This window comes from Acinetobacter sp. SK-43, assembly GCF_015351505.1.
Taxonomy (GTDB): domain Bacteria; phylum Pseudomonadota; class Gammaproteobacteria; order Pseudomonadales; family Moraxellaceae; genus Acinetobacter; species Acinetobacter junii.
Map to the genome: position 1 here is coordinate 20056 of NZ_JADKPY010000018.1, position 19404 is coordinate 39459.

The 19404-nt window shown below is 40.5% G+C and carries 32 protein-coding genes and 1 pseudogene; 31 read left to right on the plus strand and 2 right to left on the minus strand.

The window, feature by feature from the left end:
• The first annotated feature begins 8 nt into the window (after positions 1-8).
• From rplB to rplQ, 24 genes and pseudogenes are all read left to right on the plus strand, one after another.
• Positions 9-833 (plus strand): 50S ribosomal protein L2, encoded by an 825-nt coding sequence (gene rplB / locus IRT38_RS05105; RefSeq protein WP_004909365.1) that lies wholly within the window; start codon positions 9-11, stop codon positions 831-833.
• Positions 834-846: 13 nt separating this feature from the next.
• A complete protein-coding gene (gene rpsS, locus IRT38_RS05110) occupies positions 847-1122 on the plus strand; it encodes a 30S ribosomal protein S19 (RefSeq protein WP_004641066.1) in 276 nt (91 codons plus the stop codon).
• A gap of 11 nt (positions 1123-1133) precedes the next feature.
• Positions 1134-1463, plus strand: a complete 330-nt coding sequence (rplV, locus tag IRT38_RS05115; RefSeq protein ID WP_004683272.1) for a 50S ribosomal protein L22 — start codon at positions 1134-1136, stop codon at positions 1461-1463.
• 1 nt (position 1464) lies between these two features.
• Positions 1465-2281, plus strand: a pseudogene (gene rpsC / locus IRT38_RS05120) (30S ribosomal protein S3).
• Positions 2221-2634: a 50S ribosomal protein L16 gene (gene rplP / locus IRT38_RS05125; protein WP_004641059.1), complete on the plus strand. Its 414-nt coding sequence runs from the start codon at positions 2221-2223 to the stop codon at positions 2632-2634. Before rpsC ends, rplP begins: the two are co-directional and overlap by 61 nt.
• Positions 2634-2831 carry a 50S ribosomal protein L29 gene (rpmC, locus tag IRT38_RS05130; RefSeq protein ID WP_004909358.1) on the plus strand — a complete coding sequence of 66 codons (198 nt, stop codon included), beginning with the start codon at positions 2634-2636 and terminating at the stop codon, positions 2829-2831. The genes rplP and rpmC overlap by 1 nt, the downstream gene beginning before the upstream one ends.
• Positions 2828-3085 carry a 30S ribosomal protein S17 gene (rpsQ, locus tag IRT38_RS05135; RefSeq protein WP_004657679.1) on the plus strand — a complete coding sequence of 86 codons (258 nt, stop codon included), beginning with the start codon at positions 2828-2830 and terminating at the stop codon, positions 3083-3085. The genes rpmC and rpsQ overlap by 4 nt, the downstream gene beginning before the upstream one ends.
• Positions 3086-3177: 92 nt before the next feature.
• Positions 3178-3546: a 50S ribosomal protein L14 gene (gene rplN, locus IRT38_RS05140; protein ID WP_004657680.1), complete on the plus strand. Its 369-nt coding sequence runs from the start codon at positions 3178-3180 to the stop codon at positions 3544-3546.
• Between the two features lie 9 nt (positions 3547-3555).
• Positions 3556-3873 (plus strand): 50S ribosomal protein L24, encoded by a 318-nt coding sequence (gene rplX / locus IRT38_RS05145; protein WP_004909354.1) that lies wholly within the window; start codon positions 3556-3558, stop codon positions 3871-3873.
• A gap of 15 nt (positions 3874-3888) precedes the next feature.
• Positions 3889-4425, plus strand: a complete 537-nt coding sequence (gene rplE / locus IRT38_RS05150; RefSeq protein WP_004909351.1) for a 50S ribosomal protein L5 — start codon at positions 3889-3891, stop codon at positions 4423-4425.
• 9 nt (positions 4426-4434) lie between these two features.
• A complete protein-coding gene (gene rpsN, locus IRT38_RS05155; protein WP_001074624.1) occupies positions 4435-4740 on the plus strand; it encodes a 30S ribosomal protein S14 in 306 nt (101 codons plus the stop codon).
• A gap of 11 nt (positions 4741-4751) precedes the next feature.
• Positions 4752-5147, plus strand: a complete 396-nt coding sequence (gene rpsH, locus IRT38_RS05160; protein ID WP_004909347.1) for a 30S ribosomal protein S8 — start codon at positions 4752-4754, stop codon at positions 5145-5147.
• A 13-nt stretch (positions 5148-5160) separates the two neighbouring features.
• Positions 5161-5694 (plus strand): 50S ribosomal protein L6, encoded by a 534-nt coding sequence (gene rplF / locus IRT38_RS05165; protein ID WP_004909344.1) that lies wholly within the window; start codon positions 5161-5163, stop codon positions 5692-5694.
• 14 nt (positions 5695-5708) lie between these two features.
• The gene (rplR, locus tag IRT38_RS05170; RefSeq protein ID WP_004641044.1) at positions 5709-6059 is read left to right on the plus strand and encodes a 50S ribosomal protein L18; all 351 of its coding nucleotides are present in this window, start codon (positions 5709-5711) and stop codon (positions 6057-6059) included.
• Positions 6060-6061: 2 nt separating this feature from the next.
• Positions 6062-6559, plus strand: coding sequence for a 30S ribosomal protein S5 (rpsE, locus tag IRT38_RS05175; protein ID WP_004657688.1), 498 nt, complete (start codon positions 6062-6064; stop codon positions 6557-6559).
• A 6-nt stretch (positions 6560-6565) separates the two neighbouring features.
• On the plus strand, positions 6566-6742 hold the full coding sequence (gene rpmD / locus IRT38_RS05180; RefSeq protein WP_000849088.1) for a 50S ribosomal protein L30: 177 nt from the start codon (positions 6566-6568) through the stop codon (positions 6740-6742).
• A 3-nt stretch (positions 6743-6745) separates the two neighbouring features.
• The gene (gene rplO, locus IRT38_RS05185; RefSeq protein ID WP_004909340.1) at positions 6746-7186 is read left to right on the plus strand and encodes a 50S ribosomal protein L15; all 441 of its coding nucleotides are present in this window, start codon (positions 6746-6748) and stop codon (positions 7184-7186) included.
• 45 nt (positions 7187-7231) lie between these two features.
• Entirely contained in the window at positions 7232-8551 is a 1320-nt protein-coding gene (gene secY, locus IRT38_RS05190) for a preprotein translocase subunit SecY (RefSeq protein WP_171053828.1), read from the plus strand.
• A 20-nt stretch (positions 8552-8571) separates the two neighbouring features.
• Positions 8572-8688, plus strand: a complete 117-nt coding sequence (rpmJ, locus tag IRT38_RS05195) for a 50S ribosomal protein L36 (RefSeq protein ID WP_000867907.1) — start codon at positions 8572-8574, stop codon at positions 8686-8688.
• Between the two features lie 107 nt (positions 8689-8795).
• Positions 8796-9152: a 30S ribosomal protein S13 gene (gene rpsM / locus IRT38_RS05200; RefSeq protein WP_000090815.1), complete on the plus strand. Its 357-nt coding sequence runs from the start codon at positions 8796-8798 to the stop codon at positions 9150-9152.
• Positions 9153-9171: 19 nt separating this feature from the next.
• Complete coding sequence (gene rpsK / locus IRT38_RS05205; RefSeq protein ID WP_001040166.1) at positions 9172-9558, plus strand: 30S ribosomal protein S11; 387 nt, start codon at positions 9172-9174, stop codon at positions 9556-9558.
• 12 nt (positions 9559-9570) lie between these two features.
• Positions 9571-10197: a 30S ribosomal protein S4 gene (gene rpsD, locus IRT38_RS05210; protein ID WP_004909337.1), complete on the plus strand. Its 627-nt coding sequence runs from the start codon at positions 9571-9573 to the stop codon at positions 10195-10197.
• Positions 10198-10215: 18 nt separating this feature from the next.
• Positions 10216-11223 (plus strand): DNA-directed RNA polymerase subunit alpha, encoded by a 1008-nt coding sequence (locus IRT38_RS05215; protein ID WP_004660372.1) that lies wholly within the window; start codon positions 10216-10218, stop codon positions 11221-11223.
• An 18-nt stretch (positions 11224-11241) separates the two neighbouring features.
• A complete protein-coding gene (gene rplQ, locus IRT38_RS05220) occupies positions 11242-11607 on the plus strand; it encodes a 50S ribosomal protein L17 (protein ID WP_004641032.1) in 366 nt (121 codons plus the stop codon).
• Between the two features lie 114 nt (positions 11608-11721).
• Here rplQ and IRT38_RS05225 read toward each other — a convergent pair whose 3' ends face one another.
• The gene (locus tag IRT38_RS05225) at positions 11722-12273 is read right to left on the minus strand and encodes a hypothetical protein (RefSeq protein WP_194597119.1); all 552 of its coding nucleotides are present in this window, start codon (positions 12271-12273) and stop codon (positions 11722-11724) included.
• Positions 12274-12647: 374 nt separating this feature from the next.
• Between IRT38_RS05225 and IRT38_RS05230 the strand changes: the two genes are divergently transcribed.
• On the plus strand, positions 12648-14138 hold the full coding sequence (locus tag IRT38_RS05230; RefSeq protein ID WP_194597120.1) for a flavin-containing monooxygenase: 1491 nt from the start codon (positions 12648-12650) through the stop codon (positions 14136-14138).
• 122 nt (positions 14139-14260) lie between these two features.
• Entirely contained in the window at positions 14261-14761 is a 501-nt protein-coding gene (locus tag IRT38_RS05235) for a DUF2059 domain-containing protein (RefSeq protein WP_005403244.1), read from the plus strand.
• A 47-nt stretch (positions 14762-14808) separates the two neighbouring features.
• On the opposite strand, the gene IRT38_RS05240 is transcribed toward IRT38_RS05235, so the two are convergent.
• Positions 14809-15981, minus strand: a complete 1173-nt coding sequence (locus tag IRT38_RS05240) for an acyl-CoA dehydrogenase family protein (RefSeq protein WP_004909327.1) — start codon at positions 15979-15981, stop codon at positions 14809-14811.
• A gap of 184 nt (positions 15982-16165) precedes the next feature.
• Here IRT38_RS05240 and IRT38_RS05245 point away from each other — a divergent pair, with 184 nt between their 5' ends.
• From IRT38_RS05245 to rrtA, 5 genes are all read left to right on the plus strand, one after another.
• Complete coding sequence (locus tag IRT38_RS05245; protein ID WP_004909323.1) at positions 16166-16423, plus strand: succinate dehydrogenase assembly factor 2; 258 nt, start codon at positions 16166-16168, stop codon at positions 16421-16423.
• A 115-nt stretch (positions 16424-16538) separates the two neighbouring features.
• On the plus strand, positions 16539-16805 hold the full coding sequence (locus tag IRT38_RS05250) for a hypothetical protein (protein ID WP_227556735.1): 267 nt from the start codon (positions 16539-16541) through the stop codon (positions 16803-16805).
• A gap of 211 nt (positions 16806-17016) precedes the next feature.
• Positions 17017-17223, plus strand: coding sequence for a hypothetical protein (locus IRT38_RS05255; protein WP_194597121.1), 207 nt, complete (start codon positions 17017-17019; stop codon positions 17221-17223).
• Between the two features lie 358 nt (positions 17224-17581).
• Positions 17582-18664: a hypothetical protein gene (locus IRT38_RS05260; protein WP_004683255.1), complete on the plus strand. Its 1083-nt coding sequence runs from the start codon at positions 17582-17584 to the stop codon at positions 18662-18664.
• Positions 18665-18752: 88 nt separating this feature from the next.
• On the plus strand, positions 18753-19322 hold the full coding sequence (rrtA, locus tag IRT38_RS05265) for a rhombosortase (RefSeq protein WP_004683254.1): 570 nt from the start codon (positions 18753-18755) through the stop codon (positions 19320-19322).
• Positions 19323-19404 lie beyond the last annotated feature (82 nt).

The window sequence follows — 19404 nt, forward strand, 5'->3', positions numbered from 1 at the left end:
CGAAAATTATGCCGATTCAAAAATGTAAGCCAACGTCTCCAGGACGTCGCTTTGTAGAGAAAGTGGTTCATGACCATCTTCACAAAGGCGCACCTTATGCACCGTTGGTTGAAGCTAAAAAACGTACTGGTGGTCGTAACAACAACGGTCACATTACGACTCGTCACGTTGGTGGTGGACACAAACAACACTATCGTCTCGTTGACTTTAAACGTAACAAAGATGGTATTCCAGCGACTGTAGAGCGTATTGAATACGATCCTAACCGTACTGCACACATTGCATTAGTTTTGTATGCTGACGGTGAGCGTCGTTACATCATCGCACCTAAAGGTTTGCGTGCTGGCGATAAAGTACAATCTGGTAACGATGCTCCAATTCGTCCAGGTAACTGCTTACCGCTTCGTAATATGCCTATCGGTTCTACACTTCACAACGTTGAACTTAAAATCGGTAAAGGTGCTCAATTAGCACGTTCTGCTGGTACTTCAGTTCAGTTGTTAGGTCGTGATGGTTCTTACGCAATCGTTCGTTTACGTTCTGGTGAAATGCGTAAAATCCACGTTGAATGTCGTGCTGTAATTGGTGAAGTTTCTAACCAAGAAAGCAACCTTCGTTCATTGGGTAAAGCTGGTGCTTCACGCTGGCGCGGTGTTCGTCCTACTGTTCGTGGTATGGCGATGAACCCGGTTGACCATCCACACGGTGGTGGTGAAGGGCGTAGCAAAGGTATTCAACCTGTAAGCCCATGGGGTCAAAAAGCTAAAGGGTACAAGACACGTACCAATAAGCGTACGACTAAGATGATTATTCGCGACCGTCGCGTCAAGTAAAGGAATCTGAATAATGCCTCGTTCATTAAAAAAAGGTCCATTCGTCGACGCACACTTGTTCGCTAAAGTTGAAGCAGCAATTGCAGCTAACAACCGTAAGCCGATCAAGACTTGGTCACGTCGTTCAATGATCCTTCCAGATTTTGTTGGTTTAACAATTTCTGTTCACAATGGTCGTAACCATGTTCCAGTAATTGTTACTGAGCATATGGTTGGTCATAAGCTTGGTGAATTCGCACCAACTCGTACCTATCGTGGTCACGGTGTTGATAAGAAGTCTAAACGTTAATAGGTGCTATGATGGAAGTAACTGCAAAATTACGCGGTGCCGCTATCTCGGCACAAAAAGCACGTTTAGTTGCTGATTTGATCCGTGGTAAATCGGTTGCGCGCGCGCTAGATATTTTGAACTTCAGCAACAAAAAAGCAGCTGTGCTTGTTAAAAAAGCGCTTGAATCTGCAATTGCAAATGCTGAACACAACAACAGCTTAGATGTTGACGATCTTAAAGTAACTACGATTTACGTTGATGAAGGTATGAGCCTTAAACGTATTTTGCCACGTGCTAAAGGCCGTGCGGATCGTATTACAAAGCGTACTTGTCACATCACCGTTAAGGTAGGGGTTTGATATGGGTCAGAAGGTTCATCCAATCGGTATCCGCCTAGGTGTTGTGAAACGCCATAACGCTAACTGGTATGCGAGTCCGAAACAATACGCTGAATACTTGCTTAAAGATCTTCAAGTTCGTGAGTTTTTAACTAAAAAACTTAAGAATGCGATGGTAAGCAATATTCTTATCGAACGTCCTACAGGCGCTGCTAAAGTAACTATTAGCACTGCTCGTCCTGGTATCGTTATCGGTAAAAAAGGCGAAGATATTGAGAAATTACAGCGCGAACTCACCAACATTATGGGTGTTCCAGCGCAAGTTAGCATCAACGAAATTGATCGCCCAGACTTAGATGCTCGTTTAGTTGCTGAAGCAATCGCTTCTCAATTAGAAAAGCGTGTAATGTTCCGTCGTGCTATGAAGCGTGCGGTTCAAAACACTATGCGTGCTGGCGCGAAAGGTATCAAAGTTGAAGTTTCTGGCCGTTTAGGTGGTGCAGAGATTGCTCGTACTGAATGGTATCGTGAAGGTCGTGTTCCTTTGCATACTCTTCGTGCTGATATCGACTATGCAACTATGCGTGCTGAAACAACTTACGGTACGATCGGTGTTAAAGTTTGGATTTTCCGTGGCGAGATCTTAGGTGGCATGAAACAAGTCATGAATCCTGCTCCTGCTGAAGAGCGTCCAGCTAAACGTGGTCGTGGTCGTGGTGAAGGTCAAGAGCGTCGTGGTCGTCGCGGTGACCGTGCTGCTGACAAGGGAGAATAATCCATGTTGCAACCTAAACGTACCAAATTCCGTAAAGTGCACAAAGGCCGTAACACTGGTCTAGCGCATCGTGGTAGTACAGTATCATTTGGTTCGATTGCGATTAAAGCGACTGAACGTGGTCGTATGACTGCGCGTCAAATCGAAGCTTGCCGTCGTACCATTAGCCGTCGTATTAAGCGTGGTGGTAAAATCTTCATCCGTGTGTTCCCGGATAAACCAATTACCGAAAAACCATTAGAAGTTCGTATGGGTAAAGGTAAGGGTAGCGTGGAATACTGGGTTTGCCAGATTCAGCCAGGTAAGATCCTGTACGAAATTGAAGGTGTGAACGATGAATTAGCGCGTGAAGCTTTTGCTTTAGCTGCTGCTAAACTTCCGTTTAAAACCACTATCGTGACTCGGACGGTAATGTAATGAAAACTAAAGATCTACGTGAAAAATCGGTAGAAGAGTTGAAAGCGATGCTTGATGAGCAACAGCTTAACCAATTCCGTCTTCGTATGGCGAAAGCAACTGGTCAGTTGGGCAAATCGCACGAAGTGCAAATTGCTCGTAAGACAATTGCTCGTATCAAGACACTCCTTACCGAAAAACAGGGGAACGGACAATGAGTGAAAAAACAGTCCGCACGTTAACCGGCAAAGTCGTAAGCGACAAAATGGACAAATCTATTGTTGTGCTTATTGAACGCCGCGTTCAACACCCGTTGTATGGCAAATCAATCCGCCGTTCAACTAAATTACACGCTCATGATGAGAACAATGTTGCTAAATTAGGCGACTTGGTAACCATCAAAGAAAGCCGCCCAATTTCTAAAACTAAAGCTTGGACTTTAGTGGAAGTAGTTGAAGCTGCTGCTGAGTAATTAGACGTTCTTGTTGCATCATCGGACAATTTCGAGTACTCTTTGAGCCTTTCGAAATTGTGACCGGTGATGCTCGGTTTTGGAGTAGGGCAATGATTCAAACCGAAAGTATGCTCGACGTAGCAGACAACAGTGGTGCACGCCGCGTACAATGTATTAAAGTACTAGGTGGTTCACATCGTCGTTATGCTTCTGTTGGCGACATTATTAAAGTTACTGTAAAAGAAGCAATCCCACGCGCACGTGTTAAAAAAGGTGACGTGATGAATGCTGTAGTTGTTCGTACAAAATTCGGCATCCGTCGTCCAGATGGTTCAGTTATTCGTTTCGACGATAACGCAGCTGTTATTTTGAATAACAACAAAGCTCCGATTGCTACTCGTATCTTCGGACCAGTGACTCGTGAACTTCGTACTGAACAGTTCATGAAAATCATTTCATTGGCTCCTGAAGTTCTATAAGAGGCAATCATGGCTAAGATTAAAAAAGGCGATCAAGTAATTGTGATCGCAGGTAAAGAAAAAGGCAAACAAGGTGTTGTTTTGTCTGTTTCTGAAGATCGAGTTAAGGTCGAAGGTCTTAACTTGGTGAAGAAGCATCAAAAGCCAAACCGTGTAACAGGCGCTGAAGGCGGTATCGTTACTCAAGAGGCGACGCTTCATATCTCTAACGTGGCAATTTTTAATGCTACAACCCAAAAGGCTGACCGTGTTGGTTACCAAGTGATTGATGGCACGAAAACTCGTGTTTATAAATCAAATGGTGAATCAGTGGCGGCAGCGAAGTAATAGGTTGAAAAGGCAATGGCCAGACTTAAAGCACGTTACAATGACGAACTTAAAGCAAAGTTAAAAGAAGAACTTGGCATTAAGAATGTGATGGAAATTCCACGCATCACAAAAATCACTCTTAACATGGGTGTAGGCGCAGCTGCAACTGATAAGAAATTATTAGACGGTGCTGTTGCTGATATGCAACTCATTGCTGGTCAAAAACCAGTTGTGACACTTGCTCGTAAATCAATCGCTGGTTTCAAAATCCGTGATGGTTGGCCAATTGGTTGTAAAGTTACTTTACGTGGCGACCAAATGTACGAATTCTTGGACCGTTTGATCTCTATCGCGATTCCTCGTATCCGTGACTTCCGTGGTTTTTCTTCAAAATCATTTGATGGTCGTGGTAACTACTCTATGGGTTTAAAAGAGCAAATCGTTTTCCCTGAAATCGATTTTGACAAGATTGATCGTATTCGTGGTTTAGATATCACAATTACGACAACTGCTCGTAGCGATGACGAAGGCCGTGCGCTTATGCGTGCATTCGGCTTCCCGTTCAAATAAGAGGTCGATATGGCTAAGAAAGGTATGATTAATCGCGAATTGAAACGCGAAAAGACAGTTGCTAAATACGCTGCAAAACGTGCTGAATTAAAAGCAACGATTGCAAATGTAAACGCAAGTGACGAAGAACGTTTCGAAGCGATGTTAAAGTTACAAGCATTGCCACGTAATGCATCTCCAGTACGTCTTCGTAACCGCTGTGGTTTAACTGGTCGTCCTCATGGTTACTTCCGTAAGTTCGGTTTAAGCCGTAACAAATTACGTGACACAGTAATGCAGGGTGATGTACCAGGCGTTGTTAAGGCAAGCTGGTAAGGAGCGACTAAATGAGTATGCAAGATACCGTTGCCGACATGTTAACACGTGTTCGTAACGCACAAATGGCGAAGAAACAAGTTGTTTCTATGCCTTCTTCTAAGTTGAAAGTTGCAATTGCAAACGTACTTCAACAAGAAGGTTATATTTCAAATGTAGAAGTTGCTCAAGAAGATGCAAAATCTACTTTGACTATTACGCTAAAATATTTCGAAGGCAAACCAGTTATCGAAACGGTTAAGCGCGTAAGTCGTCCAGGTCTACGTCAATACCGTGGTAAAGATAAACTTCCTAGCGTTAAGCAAGGTTTGGGTATTGCAATTGTTTCTACAAGCAAAGGCATCATGACTGATCGCGCTGCACGTGCTGCGGGTGTTGGTGGTGAAGTTATTGCTTTTGTTTCTTAATAGGTGATTCCTCATGTCTCGTGTGGCTAAAGCCCCAGTAACTGTACCTAATGGTGTAACAGTTACTCAGAACGGCCGGCAGGTCGAAGTGAAAGGCAGCAAAGGTACATTGTCTTTCAACCTGCATGCGCTGGTCGAGCTAAAACAGGAAGAAGGTAAACTTCAACTTGCTCCAGTAAAAGAATCGAAAGATGCTTGGATGCAAGCTGGTACTGCTCGCGCTGTATTGAACAACCTTGTAAAAGGTGTTAGTGAAGGCTTCGAACGTAAACTACAACTTGTTGGTGTAGGTTATAAAGCTGCTGTTAAAGGTACTGTTGTTAACCTAGCATTAGGTTATTCACACCCGATTGACTACGCTTTACCTGAAGGTGTAACAGCGGAAACTCCAACTGCAACTGAAATCATTTTGAAATCAGCAAACAAGCAGTTGTTAGGTCAAGTGGCAGCGGAAATCCGTGCATACCGTTCTCCTGAACCATATAAAGGTAAAGGTGTTCGTTATTCGGATGAAGTTATTCTTCGTAAAGAAGCTAAGAAGAAATAAGGCGCGAGGTTCTTATGAACGAAAAGAAACAAACCCGTTTGCGTCGTGCGAAAAGCACACGCTTGCACATCCGTGCATTGGGTGCGACTCGTTTGTGTGTAAACCGCACTCCGCGTCACATCTATGCTCAGGTTATTTCAGCAGATGGTGGCAAAGTTTTAGCGCAAGCTTCAACTTTAGATGCATCTTTACGTAGTGGTACTACTGGTAACGTTGAAGCGGCTACTAAAGTAGGTGCTTTGATCGCAGAACGTGCTAAAGCAGCTGGTGTTACTAAAGTTGCATTTGACCGTTCTGGTTTTAAATATCATGGTCGTATCAAAGCCTTGGCTGATGCTGCTCGTGAAGGCGGCTTGGAGTTCTAATCATGGCGAAAGTTGAACAAAACGAAGGTCTCGTTGAAAAGCTGGTTGCCGTTGATCGTGTAGCCAAGGTTGTTAAAGGTGGTCGTATCTTCTCTTTCACAGCATTAACTGTTGTGGGCGATGGTAATGGTCGTGTAGGTTTTGGTCGTGGTAAAGCACGTGAAGTTCCAGCTGCTATTTCTAAAGCACTTGAAGCTGCTCGTCGCAACATGATTACTGTAGACCTTGCTGGTACTACTTTACAACACCCTGTGAATGCTCGTCATGGTGCAAGCCGTGTATACATGCAACCTGCTTCTGAAGGTACTGGCGTAATTGCTGGTGGTGCTATGCGTGCCGTTTTAGAAGCTGCAGGTGTACATAACGTACTTGCTAAATGTTATGGCTCTACTAATGCTGCTAACGTAGTAAACGCAACTTTCAAAGGTTTGCGTGATATGACTTCTCCTGAGAAAGTCGCTGCTAAACGTGGTCTTTCAGTAGAACAAATTCAAGGGTAATCAATCATGAAAACGATTAAAGTTACCCAGACTAAATCTTCTTCGCATCGTTTAAAAAATCATAAACTTTGCCTACAAGGTCTAGGTCTGCGTCGTATTGGTCATACTGTAGAAGTGCAAGATACGCCTTCTAATCGTGGTATGATCAACAAAGTTTACTATATGGTTAGTGTAGAGGAATAAGCCATGACTCTGCGTTTAAATGAACTTTCACCTGCTGAAGGTGCAAAGCGTGAACACCGTCGTTTAGGCCGTGGTATCGGTTCTGGCGTTGGTAAAACTGGTGGTCGTGGTATCAAGGGTCAAAACTCACGTAAAAGTGGTGGTACTCGTCCAGGCTTTGAAGGCGGTCAAACTGCATTATATCGTCGTTTACCTAAATTCGGTTTCACTAGCCAAATCGCTTTGAAAACTGCTGAAGTGCGTTTGTCTGAGTTGAATAAAGTGGAAGGCGACATCGTTAGCCTTGAAACTTTAAAAGCTGCGAATGTTGTTCGTCGTGACCAAATTCGTGCTCGCATCGTGCTTTCTGGTGAAATCACTCGCGCGTTCACTGTACAAGGTGTTGCGTTGACTAAAGGCGCTAAAGCTGCTGTTGAAGCTGCTGGCGGTAAAGTCGAGGAGTAATCTCGAGTGTCTATGACTCCTAGTTCTACTGGTCATGTTAACATGATGAAAGGCCAGCCGTTTCATGTGAAATATCGTGAAATTATCCGCCGATTAATGTTTTTAATTGGCGCGTTATTGGTCTTTCGACTAGGAGCGCATATTCCGTTGCCGGGTATTGATAATGTAGCGCTGGCACGTTTTTTTAAAGCTAATGAAGGTACCTTCTTAGGTTTATTTAACATGTTTTCTGGCGGTGCATTAGAACGCATGTCGATTCTAGCGTTAGGTATCATGCCGTATATTTCTGCTTCGATTATCGTGCAGTTAATGTCGACAGTGATCCCTTCGTTAGAGGCTTTGAAAAAAGAAGGCGAGCAAGGCAAACGCAAGATTAATCAATATACACGTTATGGAACTTTATTCCTTGCGCTCGTGCAAGGGGTAGGGATGTGTGCTGGTCTCATTAGTCAGGGTATTACTTTGACTTCGGGATTGGCATTTTATGTTCCAGCGGTAACCTCATTGGTTGCTGGAACAATGTTCTTGATGTGGTTGGGGGAGCAAATTACTGAACGTGGTGTCGGTAATGGTATCTCAATGATCATTTTCGCAGGTATTGTGGCAGGCTTACCAAACTTAGTAATTCAGTCATTTACAACAGTGCAAAATGGTCAAGGTAGTTTAATTGGTTTAGCTGTTTTTGGATTATTATCTTTAGCAGTTTTAGCTGCGATTGTGTTTATTGAAAAAGCACAACGTCGTATTCCAGTGAACTATGCTCAAAAACAGCAAGGGCGTCGTGTATTTACTGCACAGCAAACACATTTGCCATTGAAAATTAATATGGCAGGTGTAATCCCAGCAATTTTCGCAAGCTCATTGTTATTATTTCCAGCGAGTTTGGGGCAATGGCTAGGTAGTGCTGATCCTAATGCAGGGATTATTAAGCGTAGTCTGCAAGACTTGGCATTGGTGTTATCGCCTGGACAGCCGTTATATTTAATGCTCTTTGGTGCGTTAATTATTTTCTTCTGTTATTTCTATACCGCGCTTGTTTTTAGCCCGAAAGAAGTTTCAGAGAATTTGAAACGTAGCGGAGCGTATGTGCCTGGTATCCGCCCAGGTGAGCAAACGGCTCGTTATTTAGATCATATCCTTAACCGTTTGACGTTTATTGGTGCAATCTACATCACCGTTGTGTGCTTAATGCCAATGGTTTTACAAAGTTCATTTGGTATTCCATTCCATTTGGGTGGAACATCATTGCTTATTGTAGTTGTTGTAGTGATGGATTTTATGGCGCAACTTCAAGCGCATCTAACTTCGCATCAATATGATAATCAAACGTTAATGAGAAAAACGACTGCTCATCCTCAGGGATAAGCGCACTTAGAGGTTTCATCATGAAAGTACAAGCTTCTGTAAAGAAAATCTGTGGTAGCTGTAAAGTTATCCGTCGTAATGGGGTTATTCGCGTGATTTGTAGCGCAGAACCTCGTCATAAGCAGCGTCAAGGTTAATTTAATTAAGACCTGTTGATTTCAGTAGGCTAATTAGGTTATTATCCGCCCCTCAAGATTTTTGTGGGGCGGTTGATTATCTTGACTGCCTTTTTGGAGAAAATTGAATGGCTCGTATTGCCGGTGTAAACATTCCGGATAACAAGCATGCTGTTATCTCTCTCACGTATATTTTTGGTATCGGCCGCCACACTGCTAAGAATATCTTAGCTGCTGTAGGTATCACTGAGACTACAAAAATTCGTGAATTAGATGATGCTCAGCTTGATGCGATTCGTGCAGAAGTTGCTAAGGTTCCGACCGAAGGTGATTTACGTCGCGAAATTTCCATGAACATTAAACGTTTAATGGATTTAGGCTGCTACCGCGGTCTTCGTCATCGTCGCAGCTTGCCTGTTCGCGGACAACGCACCAAAACTAACGCACGTACCCGTAAAGGTCCGCGCAAACCGATTAAAAAGTAAGATTTCTGGAAGCTAAAAGATGGCTAAAGATACTCGCACACGCAAGAAGGTCACTCGTACCGTCTCTGAAGGTGTTGCACACATTCACGCGTCTTTTAATAACACCATTGTAACGATTACCGATCGTCAAGGTAATGCATTGGCTTGGGCTACCTCAGGTGGACAAGGCTTCCGTGGTTCACGTAAATCAACTCCGTTCGCTGCTCAGGTAGCTGCTGAAGTTGCTGGTAAAGCAGCTTTAGATTACGGTTTGAAAAACCTAGACGTCCTTGTAAAAGGTCCTGGTCCAGGTCGTGAGTCTGCGGTTCGTGCATTAGGCGCAGTGGGTTATAAGATTAACAGCATTACCGATGTGACTCCAATTCCTCACAACGGTTGCCGTCCACCTAAAAAACGTCGCGTGTAAGGAGAAACATTCATGGCTCGTTATATTGGTCCAAAATGCAAACTCTCTCGCCGCGAAGGGACAGACCTGCAACTTAAATCTGGCGTTAAACCATTTGACGTCAAAACAAAAAAAGCTAACAAAGCACCTGGTCAACATGGTCAGGCACGCGGTGGAAAGCAATCTGAGTACTCACTACAATTACGTGAAAAACAAAAAGTACGTCGTATGTACGGTGTGTTAGAGCGTCAATTTAGTAATTACTATAAAGAAGCAGCTCGTGTTAAAGGCGCAACAGGTGAAAACTTGTTGAAATTGCTTGAAAGCCGTCTTGATAACGTAGTTTATCGCATGGGTTTTGGTTCTACACGTGCAGAAGCTCGTCAGTTAGTAAGTCACCGTTCTATTACTTTAAATGGTCGTCGTGTAAACATTGCGTCTATTCAAGTAAAAGCGGGCGATGTAATTGCAGTGCATGAAGGCGCTAAACAACAATTGCGTATTAAAAACGCGATTGAATTAGCTGCTCAACGTGGTATCCCTGCTTGGATGGAAGTTGACCATTCTAAGTTAGAAGGTACGTTCAAAGCTGCTCCAGATCGTTCTGATTTACCTGCTGAAATCAACGAAAGCTTGATTGTAGAATTGTATTCTAAATAATCCTTGAGGTAGCAATAAATGACGCGTACTGCAAACGAGTTTCTAACTCCGCAAGCGATCAAGGTCGAAGCGGTGAGCGGGACCTCGGCAAAAGTGATTCTGGAACCTTTAGAGCGTGGCTTTGGTCATACTCTAGGTAATGCTTTACGTCGCATTCTATTGTCTTCTTTACCTGGCGCTGCTGTGGTTGAAGTAGAAATAGAAGGTGTCGAGCACGAGTACAGTACTTTAGAAGGCTTGCAGCAGGACATCGTCGAGCTCTTGCTGAACCTAAAAGGATTGTCTATTAAGCTGTTCGATCAAAACGAAGCATATTTAACATTAGAAAAGCAAGGTGCAGGTGACGTAACAGCAGCTGACCTTCGTTTACCTCATAATGTTGAAGTGGTTAACCCTGATCATTTAATTGGTACTTTGAGTTCTAGCGGTTCATTAAAAATGCGCCTTAAAGTTGCTCAAGGTCGTGGCTACGAAACTTCTGATTCACGCTTCCCAGAAGGCGAAACTCGCCCTGTAGGTCGTTTACAATTAGATGCTTCATATAGCCCGATTAAACGTGTTTCTTATACCGTTGAAAATGCGCGTGTAGAACAACGTACTGATCTTGACAAGCTAGTGATCGATCTTGAAACAAACGGTACTGTTGATCCAGAAGAAGCAATCCGCAAAGCGGCAACAATCTTGCAACAACAAATTGCAATTTTTGTTGATCTTCAGAAAGATCAAACTCCAGTTGCTCAAGAACCTCGCGAAGAAGTTGATCCAATTTTGCTTCGTCCAGTAGATGATCTCGAGCTAACTGTTCGTTCTGCTAACTGTTTGAAGGCAGAAAATATTTACTACATTGGTGATCTTGTTCAACGTACTGAAGTTGAGTTGTTAAAAACTCCTAACTTAGGTAAAAAATCGTTAACTGAGATCAAAGATGTTTTGGCATCGAAAGGTTTACAACTCGGCATGCGTTTAGAGAACTGGCCACCTGCTAGTCTCCGTATGGATGACCGTTTTGCCTATCGTAGCCGTTAATTAAGTAGGACTATCACCATGCGTCATCGTAATAGTGGTGTGAAATTAGGCCGTACAAGCAGCCACCGTAAGGCGTTGTTCCAAAACTTAACAAATGCTTTAGTTGAGCATGAGTTAATTAAAACAACTTTGCCTAAAGCGAAAGAACTTCGCCGCGTTGCTGAGCCTTTAATCACTTTAGCTAAAAACGATACAGTAGCAAACCGTCGTTTAGCGTTTGCTCGTACTCGTTCTGCAGCAACTGTTGGTAAATTATTTACCGTTCTTGGCCCTCGTTACAAAGAGCGTAACGGCGGTTATCTACGTGTTCTTAAAGCGGGCTTCCGTGCAGGTGATGCTGCACCGATGGCTTACGTTGAACTCGTTGACCGTGAAGTAAAATAATACTTCTACGTGTAGAACAGTCAGTTGTTCCAAAAAAGGTCGGTGTAATAACCGGCCTTTTTTATTGTTTAAGGTTAAGGATATTGTATTCAAATGTATTGATGGAGCATTAAGTTAAGCAATTATGTTTAAATCATTTCTTTCAATTGGTGGCAAGTAGATCAAGAAACCTTGAATAATTTGGTCTGAATATTCTTCTGAGTACGCTATTCTGTAGTTTGTTTCTATCTCAACAGGAATAATTTCTCCAGCCAAGCTACTATCTTCTGTATATTCAAGATAATGTCTATCACCTTCAAAATGAAAGTTATATTGTATTTTGACTGAATCTAACAGATCTCCTATTCCTAACAAACCTAATAATTTTCCTTGATATCCTTCGCCTACATAGATGAATTCTAGTCTATTTGTATCTGCATTGAATGTTAGCGTAATGCTTTTATTACAATAACAACATATTTCACTAATAGGATGTCCACTTGGCTGTACTAAATTTCGGTGTAAAACTAGCCATTTATTTTGCTCATAAGATAAGTTGTCTGATTCTTCATAATCATGAATGATTTGAAAATCTGAAATTGCTTTAAAGGTGTTGAAATTTAACCCTAATGCAATTCCTGCAGCAGATTGAGCTGGTATAATTTCAGCAAATAAATTCGGAATCAATGGTACACACTCTTCACGGTTTGTTTATAGGATTATTCGCTTTCAAAACAAGGTATATGAATTATTTAAGCTTCCTATTTACATTAAAATTTCATTATAAATTGCCTCTACATTTGATGTGCTTAATCTATTTTATGTTCTATAAATATTAATTAGTTAAATTAATTTTTTTTGTAATAAAGTAAGGATGTATTCTTAATTTCCAGTTTCAGAAATTAGCAAATCCAAGCAAAAATCTCAGGATTTTTTTACCCTCTTTTTTTTCAAAATGTCCCGAACTGATATAAAAAAACCTATGAATGACTAAACTTGACATTGTGTATTGTCAAATTTGTGCTTTAATAAAGACATGGTTTATACAGGGTATAAAAAAAATGGAAAAGCAAGTTGATGTATTAATTATTGGTGCAGGTATCTCTGGGATTGGGTTAGCTGTGCATCTTTCTAAGAACTGTCCGCAACGCCAATTTGAAATTTTAGAGCGTCGTGATAGCTTTGGTGGGACTTGGGATTTATTCCGTTATCCTGGTATTCGTTCTGATTCAGACATGTCTACTTTTGGTTTTAACTTTAAACCATGGGCAAAAGAAAAAGTTTTAGCAAGCGGTCCTGAAATTAAAGTTTATTTAGGTGAAGTCATCTCTGAAAATAAATTAAAAGAGAAAATTCACTTTGGTCATCGTGTACTTTCTGCAAACTATGATTCTGCTAAGAAAAAGTGGTTGGTTGAAATTGAAGACAACAACAAGAAGAAGCAGACTTGGTCAGCTAATTTTGTGATGGGATGTACTGGTTACTATAATTATGACCAAGGTTATGCACCACAATTCCAAGATCAAGATAAATTTAAAGGGCAATTTATCCATCCACAACACTGGCCTGAGAATTTAGATTATAAAGGCAAAAAAGTTGTAATTATCGGTAGTGGTGCAACTGCAATTACACTTGTTCCTTCAATGGTAAAAGGTGGGGCAGGTCATGTAACCATGTTGCAACGTTCTCCAACTTATATCGCAACAGTGCCTTCAATTGACTTTATTTATGAAAAGACACGTCGATTCATGTCTGAAGAAACAGCATATAAATTTACTCGTGCTCGTAACATTGGCATGCAGCGTGCAATTTATGCATTAGCACAAAAGCATCCTAAAACTGTTCGTCGTTTGCTGTTGAAAGGAATCGAGTTGCAGTTAAAAGGTAAAGTGGATATGAAACATTTTACTCCAAGCTATAACCCATGGGATCAGCGTTTGTGTGTTGTTCCTGATGGTGATTTATTCAAAGCTTTACGTGATGGTCAAGCAAGTATTGAAACAGATCAAATTGAAAAATTCACCGCAAATGGTATTCAGTTAAAATCTGGTAAACACTTAGAAGCAGATATTGTGATCTCAGCAACTGGTTTAGAGATCCAAATCTTGGGTGGTGTGCAAGGTTCAATCGATGGTAAGCCACTTAATACCTCTAAACACATGTTGTATCAAGGTGTGATGGTGAGTGATGTGCCGAATATGGCAATGATTATTGGTTATATCAATGCTTCTTGGACATTAAAAGTTGATATCGCAGCTGATTATATTTGCCGCTTGATTAATCATATGGATAAGAATGGCTATGATGAAGTGATTGCTCATGCTGACCCAAGTCAGTTTGAACAGGATACCATTATGGGTAAATTGTCTTCTGGTTATATCGCACGTGCAGCTGATGTTATGCCAAAACAAGGTAAGCAAGCGCCTTGGAAAATTACCAATAACTATCTTGCAGATCGTAAAGATCTAAAAGATGCTAAGTTTAACGATGGCGTATTGCAATTCCATAAACGTAGTGAGCAAGCGGATCGTAAGCCTAAATTAGTTTCATAAATTTTTTGTTTGATAAAAAAAACCTATGTTAATACATAGGTTTTTTTATTTCTAAATTTTAATTTCTGTTAAGAATTCGAGTATATTGATTCAAAATTTAAATAACGATCAAGGAAGAAATCATGAGGATAGGCTTGCTTTTAATAACTTTAATGTTAAGCACAGCGACTTTTGCAGAAGATATTAAAAAGAAAGAGACCGTTGCACAGAAGCTAGTATCCATGGACGGAACTGAGCAAGGTTTACAGAACACTGATAAAATGATTATCGAGCAAATTCGTATGCGACTGCCTAAAGATATTCCTGAGCAGTTTTATGTTGATTTGAGCAAGAATTTGAATAGCGAAAAACGAAAGCAGTTTATCGTTCAACGTTATGTGGAAACTTTTAATCAAAAAGAATTAGAAGCAGCGTTGAAATTCTATGAATCTGCTGAGGGAAAGGCTTGGGCGAAGAAAGCAAGTGGTATTGGTGGCGAGATTGCTCATTTCACAACACAAGATGCTCGAGCAGCACTGAATACTACGATGCAACAACATGCTGATCATGCCACTATAAAGAAAATCATGATGCGTATGAATCCTCAAGATGCACAACACTCAGAAAAAACACAACAGAAGTGATTTAAAAAGGGATAGCATTATCGATAGTGCTATCCCTTTAGATCTTATTATAGGGTGCGAGAAATCAGCTCTTTCATGATTTCATTGGTTCCAGCATAAATACGGTTTGCACGGTTGTCGATGTAGGCACGTGCGATTGGGTATTCAAGCATATAACCGTATCCGCCATGCAATTGTAAGCATTCATCTACAACTTTAGAGAACATGTCTGAAATTTTGTATTTGGCAGCCGCAGCAGCATCGACACCTAGACTTTCTTCTAACTGTAATTCCATGCAACGATCTAAATAGGTACGACAGAAATCAATTTCAGTTCTTAGTTCAGCTAGCTTAAAGCGAGTATTTTGGAAAGTCCCAATTGGTTTTCCAAATGCTTTACGGTCTTTAGTATATTGAACTGTATGTGCAAAAGCTGCTTCAGCACCTGCTTGGCAAATAATCGCAACTAACATACGTTCCCATGCTAATTCTTTCATGAGCATGATAAAGCCCATGCCTTCCATGCCTAGTAAATTTTCTTTTGGTACGCGGACGTTGTCAAAGAAGAGTTCGCATGTATCTTGTCCTTTCATACCAATTTTGTTTAAAGGTTTACCTTTACTAAAACCTGCACGATCAGCTTCCACAATAATTAATGAAAGATTGGCTGAACCTTTGTCGCTGTTACCTGTTTTACAAACTACAATTGCCATGTCGCAAAGATAGCCATTGGTAATGAAAATTTTAGAACCATTGATAACGTATTCATCACCATCAAGTACAGCCGTCGTACGAACAGCTTGCAAATCTGAACCTGTACCTGGTTCTGTCATAGCAATAGCCGTAACCGTTTCACCTGATGCCATTTTTGGCAACCATTTTTGCTTCTGATCTTCATTACCAAAATTATTAATGTAATTAGCAACGATATCTGAATGCAAAGAAAAACCTGTGCTTGAGTCCATCGCATATGCTTGTTCTTCAATCAGAATCATACTGTAGAGTCGATCCACACCTGAGCCACCATATTCTTCAGGCATCGTTGTGCATAACAAACCTAGCGCACCAGCTTTGTTCCATAAATCGCGATCTACGTGCTGCTGTTTCTCATACTTTTCGATATTGGGAACAACTTCTTTTTCGTAGAACTTACGAACAGTTTCACGGAATGCTTCATGGTCTGGAGTAAAAAGTTTACGTGGAAGCATGTTTGGAATTGGACGAATTGCACCTGATTGCATTTGTTATTTTTTCCCTAGTTCATTGGATTAAATGATCATCATGAAGATACAAGAAAGCTGAATTATTCAACAATGTGATCAATGCTCATTTTGATTGATGTATTTGGTCACCTTATAAAAATCTATGCGCAGATAAAACTGGATCAGGTACACTATGCTGTCTTTGTTGCAAGTGGAATAAGTAATGTCTGATGAAATGACACTGGAAGAGCGCAAGGTGATTTATCGTGCACGTCGTGGGTTAAAAGAAATTGATGTGTACTTTGACCCTTATGTTAAACAATATTATTTGACTGCAGACCCAACAGAAAAAGCATTATTTGCAGAGTTGGTGGATCAAGAAGATCCTGATTTGTTGGATTGGTTCATGGAGGTGGGTGAGCCACCACGTGAAGAGTTAAAAGCGTTTATTTTAAAATTAAAAAAATATGTACACGGCTAAACGTATTTTTGAGCTGCAATCTAGTCGATTTTCGCTAGGATTGCAGCTGTTTTGTTTTTTGGGTATCAATATCCTACTTTATCAATTATTGTCAGCTTTTTTATGGTTAGTGTGCTTGTTGATTATGGGATGGGCGGGCTGGTCGGCATTAAACAAACCGAAAATAAATCAAATTGAGTATCTCTGTGACGATGATTGGTCGATTCGTTTTGATGGAGTAGAGCCTAATATCGAGCAAGGAAAATTACTCAAAATTATTGATCATCATTTATATATTGTGCTGCATTTTTCTAATATTGAATCAAAAACATGTGTAATTTGGTGGGATCAATTGTCTTTAAATCAATGGAAAATGCTCAAATTACTCTCAAAAATTGCATAATTGTTAGACAAGTCTACATTTGTATAATTAAATTAATTTAATATAAATCATTTAGATAGTGTTTTTTTACTCAAATTTAAAAACAATTGTTAGGTTAAATACTCTAAAAAATAATGAAAATTATGATTGTCAGACAATCTGAGCATCAAGATCGTTACCTTTTCGCTAAAGTACAAACACCAACGTAAAGTGTGGTGGAGGTCCTAAAATGATGGAAATTCCAACATGGTCGTTTCTGGTGATTGCAATCGTTTTTGCAATTGTAATAGGAAGAGCAGGAACTTTACTCAGGGAACTTCTTGTATCACATCAACGTAATGTTGCAGTGACCAAGAGAAAGAGATTGAAGGTGTCATCAATATATCACAATCCCGTTAATGCTGATGTCGAACGTCGATCTAGTATCTATCAAAAGTAGATACAAAAAGTGTAGGAGGTCTCTATGGACATTTCAATGTGGATGTTTCTAGTAATTGCAGTCGTTATGGCGATTGTTATAGGAAGAGCTGAAACATCACTCAAGGATTACTTTCAACAAAACTAAAAGATAAAGAGTTTCAAGTTTTTACCAGTTAATAAGTAGCATGTGCTGAACCGTCGCAATGCTACTTTTTTTTGCCTAAAATTTTTGTATTTTCAACTCTCTGTCAATTCTCTTATCTGTGAATTGTGTCAGAATGCGCATGTTAAATTAGAGCAATTACTCTTTAATTCAAGTATTGCATCTGATAAGGTACGTCTAAAAGGAAAAACAAATTAATTAGAGGACAGGAAGAATGTCTAAATTCCAAAAAATGGGACAGGGTGTGGCGGTTGCGTTACTCACAACATCAATATTATCAGGGTGTTCACAAATCATTAAAACAGGGGCTAATGTCGCATTAAGTTTTAGTGAAAATCATATTGTTCCACCAATTTTGGCGATGGATGACGCCGAAATGGTGTGTAATTCAGGTAATGCCTTAACTCCAGCGGTGATGTCAACCAAGGATATGGGTGCTGATCCAACACGTATGGCGGTGTTATTGTATACCTCAGCAGGTATTTGTGCTGAAAATAAAGCCTTAGAAGCGGAACTCCGCTATTTGCGTGCTTCGAAAGCAGGTCAAGTTTCTGAAGCTCAAGATGCTCGTATTGAACAAAAACGTTGGGCGGGGATTGCTGCTGAACGTCAATATGCAGGTTATCAACTTTTTGCAAATCGTTGGGAATCAAAATATAAATATAAATTGGGTGATTCATGCCCAACAATGCGCAATGATTTAGATCAGACAGTTTACCTTTTAGGGATGGTAAGTGGTCTGCAAGCGATGACCAATGATATTAACTCTGGTGGTGCAATCAATGTACCGAAAGATATTGCGGGTATTGTAGAACGTGGTATGGCATGTCTAGATAATGAAAAGTTCTGGGGCGCTCCAATGGCGACTCGTGCTGTGATTTGGACATTATTACCAGGTGCTGGTGATGGTAAACCTGAACCTTATGCAACGATGAAAGAATCGATGCAAATTGGTGAGAAAAAAGGTGTTCGCTTAGCACATGCACTTTATGCTGTTGCTGCACAAGCAAGTGGTGATGATGCAAAACTTAGAGATGCATTCCGTTCATATGCTGCTGCAACAGGGGAAGATAAACCTGCAAACCCTCAATTTAGATTAATTGACAAAATGGCAGGTCTAATGGTTCGTGGAATTGCGGATCGTTACTGGACAGAAAATACTGGCATACGTGCTACCGATGAAGGTCTATCAACATTCTGGGATGATAAACAAGAAAGCTCTTCAGAATTAGATGAGCTATTTGATGGTGGTGGGGATGGTGCATCTGCTCCTGCAGAAGAGACCCCAGCTCAGTAACCTAGATTAAACGACCTTTTACATTATTTAAGTACATTACTGATTAATGTTGAATGTAAAAGGTTCGTTTTAAAAGAGGGGTACGTAAATGAAAGATCAAATATGGATACGGAAAGTCATATTGATCGCAGTATGTATTTCGATCTCTGCAAGTCTGCAAGTTTTTGCTGATCATTTCATCTATTGGAAGCCTAGTGTACTGGTCGAAGTCTGGCGTTTATGGACAGCCCATTGGGTACATGTTGGATGGATGCATTTCTTTTTGAATATGCTTGCATTTGCTTGTTTACCTTTTATTTTTCCACATGCACGTAATAGACATCTAGTTTGGTTGTTATTACTGTTACCACCATTTATCAGCCTCATTTTTTATTTTTACTTTCCTTATGTTGAAGCTTATGCAGGTTTGTCAGGCGTATTGCATGGTCTTTATACAGCGGTAAGTTTGGTTTATCTAAAATATCCAAAGGAAAGAACATTCGCAATTTTAGTTTTAGTGCTCATATTTGCCAAACTTGTTTGGGAAAATACCTTTGGTCAAACAGGTACAGCACAATTAATAGGAAGTCCTGTACTAACAGAAGCACATTTGATTGGAGCAATTGGAGGTGTATTTTGTGGACTTGGTTATTTGCTATTAAAAAGGATTAAGAAATAAAAACATTAAGTCACTTTCATACAAACTTATCAACAACTTAGACGGTTTAAATAGGGATTGGTTATCAAGAGGGTGTTATTTC